This is a genomic window from Streptococcus hepaticus, assembly GCF_043656315.1.
Lineage (GTDB): Bacteria > Bacillota > Bacilli > Lactobacillales > Streptococcaceae > Streptococcus > Streptococcus hepaticus.
Map to the genome: position 1 here is coordinate 71,137 of NZ_JBINIY010000003.1, position 17,975 is coordinate 89,111.

Annotated in this window: 13 protein-coding genes and 6 pseudogenes; 17 read left to right on the forward strand and 2 right to left on the reverse strand. The window is 42.6% G+C overall.

Translation table 11 applies throughout. The features are described 5' to 3' along the window. Positions 1–34 precede the first annotated feature (34 nt). The 8 genes and pseudogenes from ACHUFA_RS04170 to ACHUFA_RS04205 form a co-directional block, all read left to right on the forward strand. Positions 35–1,792 carry a glycerophosphoryl diester phosphodiesterase membrane domain-containing protein gene (locus ACHUFA_RS04170; RefSeq protein ID WP_394404997.1) on the forward strand — a complete coding sequence of 586 codons (1,758 nt, stop codon included), beginning with the start codon at positions 35–37 and terminating at the stop codon, positions 1,790–1,792. 84 nt (positions 1,793–1,876) lie between these two features. Continuing rightward, positions 1,877–2,599 (forward strand): MerR family transcriptional regulator, encoded by a 723-nt coding sequence (locus ACHUFA_RS04175; protein ID WP_394404998.1) that lies wholly within the window; start codon positions 1,877–1,879, stop codon positions 2,597–2,599. Positions 2,600–2,725: 126 nt separating this feature from the next. Beyond that, a pseudogene (locus ACHUFA_RS04180) lies at positions 2,726–3,618 on the forward strand (prenyltransferase). Between the two features lie 12 nt (positions 3,619–3,630). Continuing rightward, a pseudogene (locus tag ACHUFA_RS04185) lies at positions 3,631–4,838 on the forward strand (NAD(P)/FAD-dependent oxidoreductase). Positions 4,839–4,915: 77 nt separating this feature from the next. Beyond that, positions 4,916–6,341, forward strand: a pseudogene (locus tag ACHUFA_RS04190) (cytochrome ubiquinol oxidase subunit I). Between the two features lies 1 nt (position 6,342). After that, positions 6,343–7,362: a cytochrome d ubiquinol oxidase subunit II gene (gene cydB, locus ACHUFA_RS04195; protein WP_394404999.1), complete on the forward strand. Its 1,020-nt coding sequence runs from the start codon at positions 6,343–6,345 to the stop codon at positions 7,360–7,362. Further along, positions 7,362–7,565 (forward strand): annotated as a pseudogene (locus tag ACHUFA_RS04200) (thiol reductant ABC exporter subunit CydD); the annotation flags it as partial. The gene cydB and the pseudogene ACHUFA_RS04200, both read left to right, overlap by 1 nt. Continuing rightward, a pseudogene (locus tag ACHUFA_RS04205) lies at positions 7,543–8,094 on the forward strand (ATP-binding cassette domain-containing protein); the annotation flags it as partial. The pseudogenes ACHUFA_RS04200 and ACHUFA_RS04205, both read left to right, overlap by 23 nt. 183 nt (positions 8,095–8,277) lie before the next feature. On the opposite strand, the pseudogene ACHUFA_RS04210 reads toward ACHUFA_RS04205, so the two are convergent. Both ACHUFA_RS04210 and ACHUFA_RS04215 read right to left on the reverse strand, forming a co-directional pair. Next, positions 8,278–9,257 (reverse strand): annotated as a pseudogene (locus ACHUFA_RS04210) (polyprenyl synthetase family protein). 198 nt (positions 9,258–9,455) lie between these two features. Continuing rightward, positions 9,456–9,755: a YbaB/EbfC family nucleoid-associated protein gene (locus tag ACHUFA_RS04215; protein WP_222347705.1), complete on the reverse strand. Its 300-nt coding sequence runs from the start codon at positions 9,753–9,755 to the stop codon at positions 9,456–9,458. A gap of 214 nt (positions 9,756–9,969) precedes the next feature. Between ACHUFA_RS04215 and ACHUFA_RS04220 the strand changes: the two genes are divergently transcribed. From ACHUFA_RS04220 to ACHUFA_RS04260, 9 genes are all read left to right on the forward strand, one after another. Next, entirely contained in the window at positions 9,970–10,851 is an 882-nt protein-coding gene (locus ACHUFA_RS04220) for a substrate-binding domain-containing protein (RefSeq protein WP_394405000.1), read from the forward strand. A gap of 9 nt (positions 10,852–10,860) precedes the next feature. Next, a complete protein-coding gene (gene pstC, locus ACHUFA_RS04225) occupies positions 10,861–11,706 on the forward strand; it encodes a phosphate ABC transporter permease subunit PstC (protein WP_394405001.1) in 846 nt (281 codons plus the stop codon). Between the two features lies 1 nt (position 11,707). Continuing rightward, the gene (gene pstA, locus ACHUFA_RS04230) at positions 11,708–12,586 is read left to right on the forward strand and encodes a phosphate ABC transporter permease PstA (protein WP_394405002.1); all 879 of its coding nucleotides are present in this window, start codon (positions 11,708–11,710) and stop codon (positions 12,584–12,586) included. Next, a complete protein-coding gene (pstB, locus tag ACHUFA_RS04235) occupies positions 12,579–13,328 on the forward strand; it encodes a phosphate ABC transporter ATP-binding protein PstB (protein ID WP_222347709.1) in 750 nt (249 codons plus the stop codon). Before pstA ends, pstB begins: the two co-directional genes overlap by 8 nt. Further along, positions 13,325–13,981 carry a phosphate signaling complex protein PhoU gene (gene phoU, locus ACHUFA_RS04240; protein ID WP_394405003.1) on the forward strand — a complete coding sequence of 219 codons (657 nt, stop codon included), beginning with the start codon at positions 13,325–13,327 and terminating at the stop codon, positions 13,979–13,981. Before pstB ends, phoU begins: the two co-directional genes overlap by 4 nt. Next, positions 13,982–14,659 carry a winged helix-turn-helix domain-containing protein gene (locus ACHUFA_RS04245; RefSeq protein ID WP_222347711.1) on the forward strand — a complete coding sequence of 226 codons (678 nt, stop codon included), beginning with the start codon at positions 13,982–13,984 and terminating at the stop codon, positions 14,657–14,659. It begins immediately after the preceding gene. After that, positions 14,652–16,304 (forward strand): sensor histidine kinase, encoded by a 1,653-nt coding sequence (locus ACHUFA_RS04250; protein ID WP_394405004.1) that lies wholly within the window; start codon positions 14,652–14,654, stop codon positions 16,302–16,304. Before ACHUFA_RS04245 ends, ACHUFA_RS04250 begins: the two co-directional genes overlap by 8 nt. A 102-nt stretch (positions 16,305–16,406) precedes the next feature. After that, positions 16,407–16,889, forward strand: coding sequence for a YkgJ family cysteine cluster protein (locus tag ACHUFA_RS04255; RefSeq protein WP_394405005.1), 483 nt, complete (start codon positions 16,407–16,409; stop codon positions 16,887–16,889). Positions 16,890–17,072: 183 nt separating this feature from the next. Beyond that, on the forward strand, positions 17,073–17,975 hold the full coding sequence (locus ACHUFA_RS04260) for a metal ABC transporter solute-binding protein, Zn/Mn family (RefSeq protein ID WP_222347814.1): 903 nt from the start codon (positions 17,073–17,075) through the stop codon (positions 17,973–17,975).

A 17,975-nucleotide genomic window follows, 5' to 3' on the forward strand; every position in this document is an offset into this window, starting at 1 on the left:
TGCTTTTTCTGTTTGAATATGGGACACTAGAGCTATGAACTACATCTTAAAAGAATTTCAAAAAGTTTATTATCAGTTGGATAAGATTCTCTTACTTTTTTCAGTTTTATTTGGCACGGTAGAGCTGATTTGGGTGCCGATTAATTCCTTCTTGGCGGAGTATCTTTTACGCTTGACAGGATATGCTTACCTATCTTCGACCAATTTGGGTGCGACTTTAACTGCGAAGTGGTGGGTAACGGCTCTTTTTGGGCTCTTGATTTTGTTGAATCTTCTCATTGCTTATCTCGAAATTGGAGTCGTTTTGACTGGTGTTCTCAGTTTACTCCATCAGGAGCCAAGAACACTCAGACAATTTCTAGCAGATATGTTTAGCGGTTTGCAGTCAAATTTGCGGAGTTTGCACTTGTCTAAAATCCTCTTTGTTCTTTGCTACTCAGTGCTTCTCTTTCCATTTTTACGGAAGATTTTGGACATCTATTATTTTAATAAATTGGTTCTACCCCAGTTTATTCTGGATTATCTTGCCAACGAGTATTTGCTAGGTGGCCTTATCACAGCGGCTCTCTTTTTCTTTTTCTGGCTAGCGGTCCGTGTGATGTATGCCTTGCCTTTGGTATACTTTGACCAAGAAAGCGTCAGAACAGCTCTGCTTTTTTCTTGGAAAAAGACGAAAGGAAGCGTCCAATGGCAGTCTTTGATTCGGTTAATCTGGATCATCCTGCAGTCAGTTGGCTTTTTCATGTTCTTTGCGAGTGTGACCTATGGAGTTCAAGTATTGGCTGATTTTCTGCAAGAAGAGCTTTCAGCCGTAGTTGCGCTGGGAAACTACATTGTGCTTTGCTTGGTTTATTATGGAGCGGTGGCAATTTTTCTCATCAAATTTGTGGAAATGCTGACGAGAAAACGTATGCCCTTTTATCGCCGTGCCCAACTACGTCATCGTTTACGGTGGATAATTATGGTATTGGCCAGCCTTTATTTTGGCTTTCAGGGTGCGGTGAGTCTTTATTTCCCCTACAATAATCTTCCAGTGACCATTTCTCACCGTGGGGTCAATCTGCAAAATGGGGTGCAGAATACAATTCCATCTTTGGAAAAAACAGCTGCACTGAAGCCCGACTATATCGAGATGGATGTACAAGAAACAAAGGACGGGCAGTTTGTCGTCATGCATGATAATGATATTCAGAATCTGACGGGCTATCCTGGTGGCACCCATGATTATAGTTTGGCGGAGATGACGGCCATGACGGCTAGTGAAAACAATATGTCGGCACCCGTTCCTTCTTTTGATGAGTATTTAAAACGAGCGAACGAATTGGGGCAGAAGTTATTAGTTGAAATCAAGGTCAATTCGACGGACTCGCCTCAGATGACCAAGAATTTTTTGAAAAAATATAGTAAAACAATGCTCCGATATGGACATCGTCTACAGTCTCTCGACTACAAGGTGATCATTGAAGCAGAAGAGTATAATGAGAAATTGGTGACGGCCTTCATTTTGCCGTTTAATTCCATTTATCCAACGACCGTAGCGGATGGTTATACGATGGAATATTCATCTTTGGACCAGAATTTCATGGCCAAGTCATGGCTGCGGCAAAAATTAGTCTATGCTTGGACACCAAATGATACAGAGAGTATGAGCAAGACCGTTCAACTACAGGTGGATGGTATCATCACGGACAATTTAACCGATTTGAAAAATCTCTTACAGGATTTGGAACAAGATCACGACTATGCGGATTTGTTGCTTTATCAAATGGAAAGTTTCCTGTATAAATTCTAGGAAAAATGAAAAATCCCCCTGCGTTAGGGCTTGCTTGTGACCTAGGGGCATGTGCTATTCTGGTAGCAGAAAGGAGGTGGGGGAATGTCTGTTATTTACACAACTGGGGAACTAGCCAAGAGAGCTAATGTCTCTGTTCGAACAGTCCAATACTATGACCAACGCGGTATTTTACAGCCGAGTGAGGTTACAGAAGGTGGACGGCGGATTTATTCAGAGGATGATTTGAAGACACTTCAGATTATCTGTTTTCTGCGAGAACTGGATTTTTCCATTGATGATATTGGGAAAATCTTGGTCGAAGAAAATATCCAACAGATTCTGGATATGCTTCTGGTGACCCAAATTAAACAACTAAAAATAGAGGTAGAGACTGCTCAAACCAAACTTGACATGGCTGTCAACTTACTTGACAATTTGAAAAATCAAACAGACTATGAGCTGGCCTATCTGACAGATTTTTCCGTCACTATGAAAAATAAAGATTCGTGGCAAAAACTACAATGGAAGATGTATGGCATTCTCTTATTAGAAGTGGTAATATATGCTCTTCTTATTTTTGGTGTTGGTCATCTGGCTTTTGAATGGGTGCAATGGTGTATGATGGGGGTTTTTATTCCTATTTATACATATACGGTTATTCATTTTCGCAAGAAATTTCACTATTTATGTCCCAACTGTCATCAAATTTTTGATCCAAGTTTTAAGGAGTTTGCCTGGGCTGGTCACATGCCTCGTACGCGCAAACTGACTTGTCCGCATTGTCAGAAAAAGTCCTATTGTCTTGAGTTGGCTAAGGAAAAATAAGTCAAATCGTGCTTGGCACGATTTTTTTCGTTCTTTCCTAAAATTTCTAGTTCAATTATTTTCAAACAATCTCTTTTTCTTCTATAAATAGGAATGTTAAAGAGATAAGAGAGAAAGGGTAAAAAGATGAACGTATCAGTATTTCTGGAACTCGTTGAAATCAAAGCAAAAACGGCGAGTGTATTACCTTTTCTAATCGGTCTGTGTTTTTCAGTTTATCAGTATGGCAGTATACATCCACTCTTGGTGGCTCTTTATTTTCTAGCTATGTTCTTGTTTAACATGTTTGTGGATGTGTGGGACAATTACAATGATTATCGAAATGCAGTCGATTCGGAGTACAAAAGAGCTACCAACATTATCGGGCAGGAGAATTTGTCTCTCCGTCAGATAGAAATCCTGCTAGCTGTGTTGATGGGGACGTCGAGCCTGATTGGACTCGGTTTGGCTTGGATGGTTGGTTGGCCCTTGTTGCTAATGGTTGGCTTTTGCTATGCTGTTGGCATCTTCTATTCTTCGGGACCTAAGCCTTTGTCAAGCCTGCCCTTGGGCGAGTTTTTCTCAGGCTTTACTATGGGTTTTATGATTAGTCTCATCTGTGTCTACCTCAATACTTCTCAGGTATTTAGCTGGGACGCGAGAACCTTGGGACAAATCCTCCTCATTTCCTTACCGAACACCTTATGGATTGCCAACCTCATGCTGGCCAATAATCTGTGCGATAAAGAAGATGATGAAAAAAACCACCGTTATACTTTGGTCCATTACACGGGCACAAAGGGAGGTTTACTCTTGTTTGCACTGGCTAATAGCTTAGCAGTGATTGCGATTGTGTTGTCTGTGGCTTGGCACCTGCCACGGTTTTATTGACCGTGGTCCTGGTTCCATTTATCTATGGACAATCCAAGCTTTTGTGGCAAAAACAGGTCAAAAAAGAGACATTTGTTTGTGCGATACGGATTTTGGCGCTGGGTTCAGCAACTCAGGCCTTGACCTATCTAATTGGGATTTTATTATAAAGGAGTTGGATGATGAAAGAAGTCCTCGTACTTGGGGCCGAATATGCGGGATTAAAGGCAGTTACTTCCTTGCAAAAACAGGATGGTGATTTCCATATTACCTTGGTAGACCGCAATGATTACCACTATGAAGCAACGGAATTACAAGAAGTAGCAGCAGGTTCTGTAGCAAAAGAAAAAATATCCTACCCAATCGCTGATGTGATCGACCCTAAAAAAGTAACCTTTATCCAAGATTCGGTTATTAAAATCAATGCGGATGCGAAAACGGTTGATTTAGCAGAAAAGGGTCAGTTGACCTATGATTATGTGGTAGTGGCTTTGGGGTTCACCTCAAAACCTTTGGTATTTTAGGAACTGTGGATAATGCCTTGCAGATGACAACCTTGGATCAAGCAGTGGCGATTCATGACCATATTGTAGGGAAAATGAAGGCCTATCGTGAGACAAAGGACGAAAATAATTTACGTCTTTTGATCTGTGGAGCTGGATTTACAGGTGTTGAGTTGGCAGGTGCTTTTGCGGACGAACGCAAGAACTATGCTGAATTAGCTGGTGTTGCCCCAGAAAAAATCGAAATTATCTGTGTGGAAGCAGCTAGTCGTATCTTCCCAATGTTTGACGATAGTTTGGCTGCTTACGGAACTGATCTTGTCCGTCAAGTGGGGTCCAACCTCATGCTTGGTTGCATGATTAAGGAAATCAAAGACGGTCAAGTTCTCTACGTGACAAGTCCTGATGATACGGAATTCAAGTCTGTCTCAGCGGGTACCATTATCTGGACAACCGGTGTCAGCGGAAGCCCAGTTATGGGTGAGTCTGGCTTCAGTCAACGTCGTGGTCGTGTCGTGGTCAATGCTGACTTGCGTGACCCAGAACATCCGGATATGTATATCGTCGGTGATGTTGCCGCCTTCATGGATACGGCTTCAAGCCATCCCTTCCCAGCAACAGCACAAATTGCGACTCGTATGGGAGCGCATGTAGCTAAAAATTTAGCGCTGCAATTAAAAGGACATGCTCCAGTTGACTTCAAATTTAAGTCGTTGGGGACAGTGGCTTCAGTCGGGAATACCCATGGACTGGGTGAATCACTTGGTCTAACGCTAAAAGCCTATCCAGATTCGGCTGCCAAGAAAATGATTATGAACAAATCACTCTTGGATATTGGTGGTTTGAAAGAACTTCTGGCAAAAGGCCGTTTTGACCTGTACCATTAAGATAGAAATAACAGATTAGGCTGTACTTAGCTATATTTAGGATTTATTCTAATGCTCAACATTAGAAAGAGGGGGTTATGAACATCGAAACCTTGGCACGCTTCCAGTTTGCCATGACAACCGTTTTCCATTTCTTTTTCGTGCCATTTACCATTGGTACGAGCCTGGTAGTGGCGATTATGGAAACCATGTATGTCACTACTAAAAATGAGATTTACAAAAAAATGACCAAATTCTGGGGCAATATCATGCTCCTCGGTTTTGCAGTCGGTGTCGTGACTGGTATTATTCAAGAATTTCAATTTGGAATGAACTGGTCTGATTACTCACGTTTTGTCGGGGATGTCTTTTGGGCCCCTCTTGCCGTTGAGGCCCTCCTTGCCTTCTTCATGGAGTCAACTTTCTTGGGACTCTGGATGTTTACTTGGGACAATAAAAAATCAGCAAGAAGTTGCATGCTAGCTTTATTTGGCTGGTGGTTTTTGGCTCAATGATGTCGGCTATGTGGATTTTGACGGCCAATAGCTTTATGCAGCATCCTGTCGGCTATGAAATTGTCAATGGCCGTGCGCAGATGACGGACTTCTTGGCATTGATTACGAATGCTCAATTTTTCTATGAGTTTAGCCATGTTATCACAGGAGCAATCACGATGGGTGGTATTGTTGTTGCGGGTATGGCAGCCTTTAAACTCTTAAAACCAGAATTGTTGACAGAGTCAGTGAAGGAAATTTATCAAAAATCCCTTCGTATTGGTCTTTTGATTGGTTTGATTGGTTCATTGTCTGTTATGGGAGCAGGGGATTTGCAAATGAAGGCTCTCCTCAATGATCAACCAATGAAATTCGCAGCCATGGAAGGCGACTATGAAGACTCTGGAGATCCAGCAGCATGGACCGTTCTCGCTTGGGCGGATGAAGCAGAGCATCGACAAGTTTTCGGCATTAAAATTCCTTATATGCTCTCCATCTTGTCTTATGGCAAACCTTCAGGTGCCGTAAAAGGTATGGAAACAGCTAATGATGAGTTGGTCGCAAAATATGGCGAAGATAATTATTTTCCAATGGTCAACCTCATGTTCTACGGCTTCCGTACCATGGCTGGTTTTGGTGCCTTGATGTTGCTGGTATCAGCTGGCGGTCTCTTCTTAACACGTAAGAAGAACCCGATTCTTTTTGAACGCAAATGGATGCTATGGCTTGTTGCAGTGACAACCTTCGCACCATTCTTGTCTAATACATTTGGTTGGATTATTACGGAACATGGACGTTACCCTTGGACAGTATATGGCCTCTTTAAAATCAAAGATTCTGTCTCACCAAATGTGTCTGTGACCTCACTCTTGATTTCCAATACCGTGTACTTCTTGCTCTTTGGAGGTCTTGCAGTGACGATGGTCAGCTTGACCCTTCGTGAATTGAAAAAGGCCCAGAATATGCAGAAGAACAGGCTAAGTTAGCGGATTACTCAGCCCGTGACCCATTTGAGAAAGGAGATTACTAAAATGAGCGGATTACAATTTTTATGGTTCTTTTTAATCGGACTCCTTTTCTCAGGCTTTTTCTTCCTTGAAGGTTTTGATTTCGGTGTGGGGATGGCTGTACAAAGTCTTGCCCACAATGAAGAAGAAAAAGACCAGATCGTTCATACCATTGGACCTGTCTGGGATGGAAATGAAGTTTGGCTTCTGACAGCGGGTGGGGCCATGTTTGCCTCTTTCCCTTACTGGTATGCTTCCCTATTTAGTGGTTACTACTTGATTCTCTTAGCAATTTTGTTTGGCCTCATCATCCGTGGTGTGTCCTTCGAATTCCGCCACAAGGTAGAAGCAGACCAAAAACAATTGTGGAACTGGGCTTTGACCATTGGTTCAACCATTGTGCCCTTTTTCTTCGGTATTCTTTTTGTCAGTTTGGTGCAAGGGATGCCTTTGGATGCTGATGGACATGTCTGGGCTAGTTTTGGAGACTATTTTAACCTTTTCTCTATCGTAGGTGGGGTGGCGATGGTCCTCTTGTCTTACCTGCATGGTCTCAACTATATCGGCTTGAAGACGGATGGAGCAGTGCGCCAACGTGCGCGCAACTATGCCCAATTCTTCTACTGGGTCCTCTATCTTGGATTGCTTGTTTTCGCTCTTCTTTTGATGGCAAAAACAGACTTTTTCCAAATGCATTTTGTGGCTAGTCTTGCCTTGACACTTTTACTGGTGCTCTTGACAGTTGTGGCCCATATTTCTACTTTCAAGGGTGCTGAAATGACAGCTTTCTTGGCAAGTGGTCTCAGTCTAGTGACAGTGGTTGTTCTTCTTTTCCAAGGACTTTTCCCACGCGTCATGATTAGTTCGATTAGCTCGAAATACGACCTCTTGATTGCGAATACTTCATCATCTCCTTACACTTTGAAAATTATGTCTATCGTGGCTGTGACACTGGTTCCAATTGTCCTTGCCTATACAGCGTGGAGTTACTACATTTTTAGAAAACCTATTACTGTACCAGCGGCTCATGTAGGAGAGAAATAATGTTAGATAAAGCGGTAATGCGCTTATCCGGTATTCATAAAATGTTTGGATTGCTTGTAGGACTGGATCTCCTTCAGGCAATCTTTATTATCGGACAAGCATTTTCTTTGAGTCTAGTTATTACTAGGTTATGGGAAGGTCAGGCTTTAGCCGATCAAATCTGGCCTATGGTTGGCTTTCTTGTTTCTCGTTTTGGTCGATGGAGCTCGTCAGAAACAGGAAAAAGGGTTGAAAAATCAGCTTTATCGTGATTTGACAGACAATGTTTTAGGACTGTTGACCTTAGTCTGGTCGAGCCAGCAATTTGTAGGGGATCATGGTGGACAAGCCAATTGGATTGCGGCCTTTGTCCTCTCCGTCTTTCCATTGGCAGAGGCACTTCCGTACGGACTGCACACCATGGTTGATGAAGCAGGTCTCCGCTTTTCAGGCGGAGAGCGGCATCGATTAGCGCTTGCGCGGATTTTGTTGCAAGAAACGCCCATCATTATCTTGGATGAACCAACAGTGGGGCTGGACCCTATCACAGAAAAAGCCCCGATTTCCACCTTTATGGAGGAATTGCAGGGCAAGACCTTGACTTGGATTACCCACCATTTGAAAGGGATTGAAGCGGTGGACCGTGTGATTTTCCTTGAAAATAGTCAGCTGGAAATGTCAGGCTCACCAGAAGAACTTGCAAGAACAAGTGACCGTTATCGCATGCTGAAAGCGATTGATGACGGGGAATAGAAAGATAGTGTGACAAAAATCGTGATTTCGTAGAAATCGATTTTGTAGTCGCACCTCCGCACAGTTGAGTAGAGCTATTAAAGTTGATTTATCAACGTATTATAGCCCACTCAACCACTGCGTCAAACTGTTAAAGCTATAAAAGTTTGAGAGCCTGAGACTTTTGTCTCAGACTCTTTTTCGTTATATTTTTCGCTTTAAGAGATGCTTTGTTAATTGGAGTAAGTGTTTCTGCGAGGTGTTTTTAGGGAGCTTTTTGATATCGGCCAAGGCTTTTTCAGTAAAGCGACGCGCCAGATTTCTAGCTTCTTCCACTCCGTTATTTGCTAGAACCAATTCAGCAATTTCTTTTCGATCGGCTAGTGTTAGCTGATTTTTTTGTCCAGTAGCGGTTTGAAAACTCTAGGATTATTTTTGAGGGCAAGGAGGAGAGGCAGGCTATAGATGTCATTGACCAAATCTTCCAAAATAGGCTTGTTGAAATCTTTTTGCTCAGCCATGTAGTCTAAAATATCATCTAAAATCTGAAAGGCCATGCCGATATAATAGCCGATGCGCCCAGCCAGTCGGACCACTTGCTCATCTGCGCCTGCAAAGTAAGCTCCTTCCTTACTAGCCAACTTAAAGAGCTCGGCAGTTTTTCCAGAAATAGCACGGAGGGAGTCTCTAATCGTCTGCTCTTGATTGAAATAAAGGTGCATCTGGTCGAGTTCGCCCATGAGAATTTTCTTCATAGACTTGGCGTTAAGCGCCATGTGGGGTGTGTCGTTCATACTTTCTAAAATGAGCTCAAAGAATACGGTGAACAGCAAGTCGCCTGTGTAGACGGCAATATCCTTTCCAAAACGAGATTGAACAGTCTCGACATTCCGACGCAAGGGAGAGTCATCAATGATGTCATCGTGAACCAGAGTTGCCATGTGTAGAATTTCCAGGGAGGCAGCGATTTTAGTCAGCTGCTCAGCTTTTTCTTTGCTAGGATTTCCAAAACCTGTAAATAAAAAGAAAAAAGCAGGGCGAAGATACTTTCCACCAGCATTGCTGAGCTCGAGGATAGCAGTTTCAATATCCAAATTTCGTACATGAACATGCTGGTCAATTATCTGACGTGTCTGGTCGATTTGCGCCTGAATAGCAGGATACTGGTCCCAAAATGCTGGCATGACGGTATCTCCTTTTGATTTTTGATAGTATCATTTTACCCTAATTTGCCCTGTTTTACTAGCGATTTCAACTAAGAAAGAGTCCTGAGTTTTAAGGTTGGGACTGAAATGGTTTCGCTCGGGGACCACACGGCAGACTCTGTTAAATCCATAAATAGAAAAGAACCTAAGACAGTTGTCAAAGGTTCTATATATCATCTAAAATGGTAATTTTCCAGCGAAGGCCCCCATGATTTTTTTAGTTGCTGCATCAACTTGCTCAAGCGCATCGTTGATTGCTTGTGTTGTCATGTCTTGAAGTGTTTCCAAGTCTCCAGGATCTACAACAGCCTCAGCGTACTGGATAGACACCAACTTTTTATCACCAGTAAATGTCGCTACAACCAAGTCCTGAGCTGATTTTCCAACAAACTCAGTCGCCGCCAACTCAGCCTGCTTTTGTTCCATTTGCTTTTGAAGCTTTTGTGCTTGACGCATCATATTTTGCATGTTCATCATAGTTATTACATTCCTTTTTTTCAAATTTCTGCTTTATTATATCATAAAATGGGTGTGGGGACACTAGGTAGGTTGAAGGAAAGATGATCTTGCAAAGGTTCTGTAGAGGGGATGGTTTTAATTTCTGTAATTTTACATAGATTTTACAAAAGCATGCAAATGGATTTGATATTTCTTGAGTATACTGAAGCTAATCAAAATAGAGGAGTTTGACATGAAAACATCTAAGAAAATTTTACTTTTGGCAGTGACAGGATTGATGGGGCTTGGCGCTTTGACTGCTTGTTCGGGAAATACATCTTCTTCTGCGAGTGATACGATTAATGTGGTTTCTCGTGAGGAAGGTTCAGGTACGCGCAGTATCTTTATCGAATTGTTTGGCGTTGAAGAAAAGGATGCTAACAGTGAAAAGGTTGACAACACAGCAGCGACAGCCATTGTGGCCAACTCGACTTCTGTCATGTTGACAACTGTTTCCGAGGATGCAGCAGCGATTGGATATGCTTCGCTTGGTTCTTTGAATGATAGCGTGAAAGTTCTCGATATCGACGGCAATAAAGCTAGTGTTGCAGATATCAAGGATGGGAGCTATAAGATTTCACGTCCATTTAATATCATCACTAAAGAAGACAAAGTCAGTCAAGCAGCGCAAGATTTCATTGACTTTATCCTGAGTACAGAAGGTCAAAAAGTTGTAGAGAAGGCTGGCTATATCCCGCTTGATAATACAACAGCTTATACAGCAAAAGTTTCATCTGGTAAGGTTGTTGTAGCAGGTTCTAGTTCAGTAACGCCGATCATGGAAAAAATCAAGGAAGCCTACCAAAAGGTAAATGCCAAAGTCGATGTGGAAATCCAGCAAAGTGATTCATCAACAGGTATCACCAGCGCCATCGATGGCTTAGCAGATATCGGTATAGCTTCTCGTGAATTAAAAGATGAAGAGTCAGGAAAAGGTGTCGCATCAACGGTTATTGCAACAGACGGCATCGCTGTAGTAGTTAACAAGAAAAACAAAGTGAACGATTTAACGACTGAACAAGTAAAAGAAATCTTTACTGGTAAGACAACATCTTGGGCTGACTTATCAAAATAAGGTAAATACATGAAACAAACAAAAGAAAATCTAATGCAAGCTGTGTTTTTTATCACAGCTTGTGTTAGTGTCATATCAGCAATTTTAATTTGTATCTTTCTCTTTGCAAGTGGCCTACCGGCTATTATGAAAATCGGTTGGGGAGACTTTCTCTTGGGAAAGGTTTGGCGTCCTAGCAACAATCTTTTTGGGATTTTTCCCATGATTGTGGGTTCTTTTTACGTGACGGCAGGTGCCTTGCTTTTGGGTGGTCCAATTGGAATTTTAACAGCGATATTTATGGCTTGTTTCTGCCCACCAATTCTCTATAAACCATTAAAATCGGCTATTAACTTGATGGCAGGGATTCCGTCTGTCGTATATGGTTTCTTTGGCTTAGTCGTCCTTGTTCCTATGATTCGTCAGTCTATGGGCGGCTTTGGTATGGGTGTTTTAGCAGCATCGATCTTGCTTGGAATGATGATTTTGCCAACCATCATTAGTATTTCGGAGTCGTCTCTTAGAGCTGTTCCTGCGTCCTATTATGAAGGAGGGATTGCTCTTGGAGCTTCTCATGAGCGTAGTGTCTTTTTTGCGGTCGTTCCAGCAGCTAGGCGGGGGATTTTGGCCTCCATTGTTCTTGGGACTGGACGTGCGATTGGAGAAACGATGGCAGTGATTATGGTAGCGGGGAATCAAGCTATCTTACCACAGTCATTGACATCTGGCGTCCGTACATTGACTACCAATATCGTCATGGAAATGGGTTACTCATCGGGTCTTCACCGCCAAGCTCTTATCGGGACAGCAGTTGTCTTGTTTGTTTTTATTTTGTTGATCAATATCAGCTTTTCAGCGCTTCAGAAGGAGGGGTAGAATGGAAAATATCAATCAACGGACTCCCAAACAATACTGGGCGTCTCTAAAGAGAGATCCACTCTCTTTCTTCTTGTTTACCCTTGTCTACTTAGCAGCTACTATGAGTATGTTGACTATCGCCTTTGTTGTGATTTATATCTTGGTCAAAGGGGTACCGCATCTAAATACAAGTCTATTTGCCTGGACCTATGATACTAAAAATGTATCTCTACTACCGGCTTTTATCAATACTGTTTTCATGATTGTTTTGACGGTACTTATAGCTGTTCCTGTAGGTATAGGCGGGTCTATCTACCTAACAGAGTATGCTCGACGGGACAATCCTTATCTGAAAATCATACGAGTGGCGACGGAAACCTTGGCAGGCATTCCATCTATCATCTATGGTTTGTTTGGTGCACTTTTCTTTGTTAAATATACCCATCTAGGACTTTCTTTACTTTCAGGTTCCTTGACCTTGAGCATTATGATTTTGCCCTTGATTATGCGGACGACCGAAGAAGCGCTCTTATCAGTACCTGATTCTTACCGAGAAGGGGCATTTGCTCTTGGGGCAGGAAAGTTACGTACCATTTTTCGGATTGTTCTGCCGAGTGCGGTTTCAGGGATATTTTCAGGAATTATTTTAGCAGTTGGTCGGATTATTGGTGAGTCGGCTGCCTTGATCTTTACAGCGGGTACTGTTGCCAAGGTAGCACAATCTATCTTTAGCTCCTCTCGGACTTTGGCGGTTCATATGTATGCCATTTCGGGAGAAGGCTTGTATGTCAATCAGACTTATGCCACAGCAGTTGTTTTATTGGTCTTGGTCATGGTGGTGAATTTTGTGTCAGGACGAGTTGCCAAGCGTTTAGGAAGTGAGTCAAATAGTGAGTAAATTAGCGATTAAGAATATGGATTTGTATTACGGAGATTTTCATGCTCTTAAAAATATCAATCTCGACATCGAAGAAAAAGAAATTACAGCCTTTATCGGACCGTCAGGTTGCGGAAAATCCACTCTTTTGAAGAGTCTTAACCGCATGAATGACCTAGTGAAAAATTGCAAAATCACTGGAGAAATCACGGTGGAAGGTCAGGACGTTTATCGGGAGTTAGACATCAATCAATTGCGTAAAAAAGTGGGAATGGTCTTCCAAAAAGCAAATCCATTTCCCATGAGCATCTACGATAATGTGGCATTTGGACCGAGAACACATGGTATCCATGCCAAGGTGGAGTTGGATACCATTGTCGAGCGTTCGCTGAGACAGGCTGCTCTCTGGGATGAGATCAAAGACCGTTTGCATAAGTCTGCTCTGGGAATGTCAGGTGGGCAGCAGCAGCGTCTTTGTATTGCGCGTGCCCTAGCTATTGAGCCTGATATTCTCTTGATGGATGAGCCAACCAGCGCTCTGGATCCGATTTCTACAGCTAAGATTGAAGATTTGGTCATGGAACTCAAAAAGGATTACACTATCGTGATTGTCACCCACAATATGCAACAGGCTGTGCGGATTTCAGACAAGACTGCCTTTTTCTTAATGGGCGAGGTGGTGGAATACAATAAAACCAGCCAACTCTTTTCATTGCCGCAGGATGAGCGCACAGAAAACTATATCACAGGGAGATTCGGATGATTCGTTCAAAATTTACCAATCAGCTTAATGACTTGAATAAAGAAATTATTTTTATGGGAGCCTTGTGCGAGGATATTATCGGGGAATCTCTGGCTCCTCTGACAGATGGTCAAGAGCTATCGCTGGAGGGCATTTCAGAGACCTATCATAAGATTGAAGAAATGGAGCGGGATATTGAAGAAAAATGTCTCAAACTCTTGTTGCGTCAGCAGCCAGTCGCTAAGGATTTGCGCCGGATTTCTTCCGCTTTGAAAATGGTCTATGATATGAAACGGATCGGTGCCCGGTCCTATGAAATTGCAGAAATCATTAGCTTGGTTCATATTGTCCAAGGTACTGGACCAGAACGTCAGCAGCTAGACCACATGTCCAAAAACGTGATTGAAATGCTGACCAAGAGTATTGATGCCTTTATCTATGAAACAGAAGAACAGGCTCACCAAGTTATTCAGCAAGATAAGACAGTTAACCAGGAATTTGATACAATAAAGAAACAGTTAGTTTTATCTTTTTCAGTACCAGATGTCGAGGGAGAATATCCGATTGACGTCTTGATGGTTGCAAAATACTTGGAACGTATCGGAGACCATGCCGTCAATATTGCCAAATGGGTACTGTTTTCAATCACAGGACACCTAGACGGAGACGTATAAATGATATATTGTGTGGAAGATGATGCAGATATTCGTGAAATGATGCTTTACACCTTAGAGATGGCGGGTTTTACAGCCAAAGGCTTTTCAAATGGTGAGGATTTTTGGGCTGCTCTTGACCAGAAGCAGCCGAAGCTAGTCTTATTAGATATTATGTTGCCAGGAGATGATGGTTTGACCATTCTCAACAAGCTGCGCAGCAAGCATCAGACAGAAATGATTCCAGTCGTTATGACGACAGCAAAAGGTAGCGAGTACGATAAGGTAAAGGGATTGGACTTGGGAGCAGATGACTATTTGGTCAAGCCTTTTGGCATGATGGAGATGATTTCACGTATCAAGGCAGTGCTTAGAAGAAGTCGGAAACAAGAGCAGAAAGAGCAGATTGTTATTGGAAATCTTGACCTAGATACCAACAATTATTTGGTCAAACGAGGCGTAGAAAAAATTCAGCTGACCCTGAAAGAATTTGAATTGCTGGCGCTATTTTTCCGTCACCCAAATCGTGTATTTACTCGTCAGGAGTTACTGGATAAGGTCTGGGGAGAGCAGTTTATGGGTGAAACACGGACAGTGGACGTTCACATCGGTACGCTGAGAACCAAGCTAGGCGACGACAGTCACTTGATTGCAACGGTGCGCGGTGTGGGTTATCGCTTGGAGGAAGTGCATGATTAAAAAGATTTTTCGGACAACCCTGTCCGCTAGCCTTGGTATGGTCTTTGTGACAATCGTATTGCTGCTGGGATTTCTCTATAATTATTTTAGCCAAATCCAGAGGGAGCAACTACGGACTCAGACAGCACTGGCAGCGCAAGGTATCGCCTTTGAAGGCAAGGATTATTTTGAAAATCTAAAGATATCTAGTGTGCGAATTACCTGGGTGGACAATAGCGGTCAGGTCTTATATGATACTCAGTCTGATGCGGAGACTATGCCAAATCATGCCAACCGTGAAGAAATAAAAGAGGCGCTGAAAGATGGCTATGGTGAAAGTAGTCGCTGGTCTTCGACCTTGACAGAGAAGTCTATTTATGCAGCACAACGTCTTCATAATGGAACCGTTGTCCGTCTATCGGTGGCGCAACAAACAATTTTCGTTCTCTTGTTGGGAATGGTGTCCTCAATTCTTTTCATTGTCTTCTTGTCTATGGGCTTATCCATTTTTATCGCGCGTTATATTTCCAAAAAAGTATCTCAACCGCTTAATAATCTGGATCTCGAACACCCACTTTCCAATGATAGCTATGAGGAAATTACCCCTCTTTTGAGACGGATTGATAGCCATCAAAGTGAGATTCGTCAGCAGCAATTTTTGTTGCAGCAGCAACAGAAGGAATTTGATACCATTATTGCAAAAATCAAGGAAGGGATGATTCTTTTAGATGACCAAGCAAGAATTATCAGTATCAACGCTGCAGCACTGGAGCTTTTCCGTGTGGAGGGCGAGTGGCAGGGACGCTTCATGCTGGAAATCAGCCGTGACTTGATCTTGACCACCTTGATTAATCAAGGACTTGCAGGGCAGAAGCGCGAAGGGGTGATTACGATTGAGCAAAGTCAGTACAAGGTGTTGGTGAGACCGACTAAGGATCGTCAGACGGTGACTGGTCTAGTGATTTTACTGTTTGATGTAACAGAGCAACTGCACCTTGAAGAGCTGCAACGGGAGTTTACAGCCAATGTTTCCCACGAATTAAAAAACCCTCTTCACGTCATTTCTGGTTATTCAGAATTACTGGTCAATCGTATGGTACCGAGTGAGGAAGTGCCCAAGTTTGCTGCCAAAATTCACACAGAATCCGATCGATTGGTTAAGTTGGTAGAAGATATTATCAACCTATCTCAACTGGATGAGCAATCTGAATTTCCAATGGAAGAAGTCAATCTCTACCAGCTTGCCGAGTCGGTGATAGAGGATTTGCAGCTAAAAGCTCAGAAAAAAGATGTTTCACTTGTCTTGAAGGGAGAAGATGCCCTTCTCCGTGGAAATCCTGTCTTGCTTTATTCTTTGGTTTATAACTTGTGCGACAATGCCATCATTTACAACAAAGAGAAGGGGAGTGTGGAAGTGACAGTTTCCAATCTTCCGCATGAAATTAGCCTAACCGTTGCGGATACCGGGATCGGCATTGCTTCTGATGAGCAAGAACGTATTTTTGAGCGTTTTTATAGAGTTGATAAAAGTCGCTCGAAAGTTGTTGGAGGGACAGGTTTGGGCTTGTCTATCGTCAAAAAAGCTCTAACCTTTCATAATGGCCACATGAAGTTAACCAGCTCTATCGGAAAAGGAACCACTATGACAGTTCGGTTCAAAAAGTAAAGCTTACAATCGAGTTTTCGGACTCGGTTGTATTTTTTGATCTCCTCGAATCTTCCTCCTTTTTCTGCTATAATGATTCCATACTAGATGGAGGAGTTTGTCATGGATTTGGAGAGATATCGGGCCCTGGCTGAGCAGAAGCAGGGGGAGCATCGGAAGTTTTTGGCGAGTTTGAAGAAGAAGGGGCCTAAGAATTTGGACAAGATTGTCCAGCAGGTGCATACTGAGGTCTTCAATGAGATTGACTGCACCGAGTGTGCCAATTGTTGTAAAACCTTGGGACCGCTCTTTACGGAGGCGGATATTCAGCGGATTTCCAAGCATTTCCGAATGAAGCTGTCGGCTTTTGAGGATATGTATCTGGAGGTGGATGAGGACGGCGACAAGATTTTCAAGTCCATGCCTTGTCCATTTTTGGGCGGTGACAATCTTTGCTCTATTTACGATGTCCGTCCTAAGGCTTGTCGAGAATTTCCTCATACGGACCGTAAGAAAATTTATCAGATTAATCATTTGACTATTAAAAACACCTTGACCTGTCCAGCAGCCTATCTTTTTGTAGAGAAGTTAAAGGACCGAATTTGAGGGTGTAGTAGTCGTTAGAAAGTTATCCTATAAGATAGTGAGGGAAGTTGTGTTTGTACAACTTCTCTTTTTTTTCGGGGGTGTTTAGTTTTTACTTGCCAGTCAAGTTTACTAGTGGTATACTAGTAAATTATTAACTGGTTAATTATGTTTTTTATAAATAAGGAGGATGTTGTGAAAAGAATGATTGCTAGTTTCTTGTTGATCCTGTCTGTCTTTGCCATGATTGGTTGCGGGAAGCAAGAAGTAAGAGAGGAGAAGGGCCTCAAGATTGTCACGAGTTTTTATCCCATTTATGCCATGACTAAAGAGGTTTCTGGGGAGTTGAATGACGTTCGGATGATTCAGTCTGGTCAGGGGATTCATAGTTTTGAGCCGTCGGTGACGGATATTCAAGCCATTTATGATGCGGATATTTTCTTCTATCATTCTCATATCTTGGAGTCGTGGGCAGGGCGTTTAGATCCTTCTGCTCAGAAGTCAAAGGTTAAGATGATTGAGGCTTCTAAAGGCTTGGAACTGCAGCGTGTAGCGGGTTTGGAGGATGTAGAAGCTGGTGCTGGTATGGATGAATCCACTCTTTACGATCCTCATAGCTGGTTGGATCCTGTCTTGGTTGGACAAGAAGTTGAGATCATTGCAGAGCAATTAGCAGCGATTGATCCAGAAAATGCCTCTGTTTATAAAAAAAACGCGGACAGCATGGTTGAAACATTGAACCAGCTGACAGAGAAATACCAAAAGAAATTTGCAGACTGTAAACGAAAAAGTTTTGTTACCCAGCATACAGCCTTTGCTTATACAGCCAAGCGTTTTGGTCTGGAGCAATTAGGGATTGCAGGAGTATCTGAGGAAGAACCAAGTCCTCGTCAGTTGGCTGAGATTAAAGAATTTATCGAGGATTATCAGGTTAAAACCATTTTTGTCGAACAAGGAGTATCGGATAAGTTGGCTCAGGCCCTCAAGACATCAACCAATGTCAAACTCAAGGTCTTGCAGCCCTTGGAAGCTGATCCAGCCAATGGAAAAGGCTTTATTGAAAATTTAGATGACAATCTAGCCATTTTGGCAAAAGAGTTAGAATAG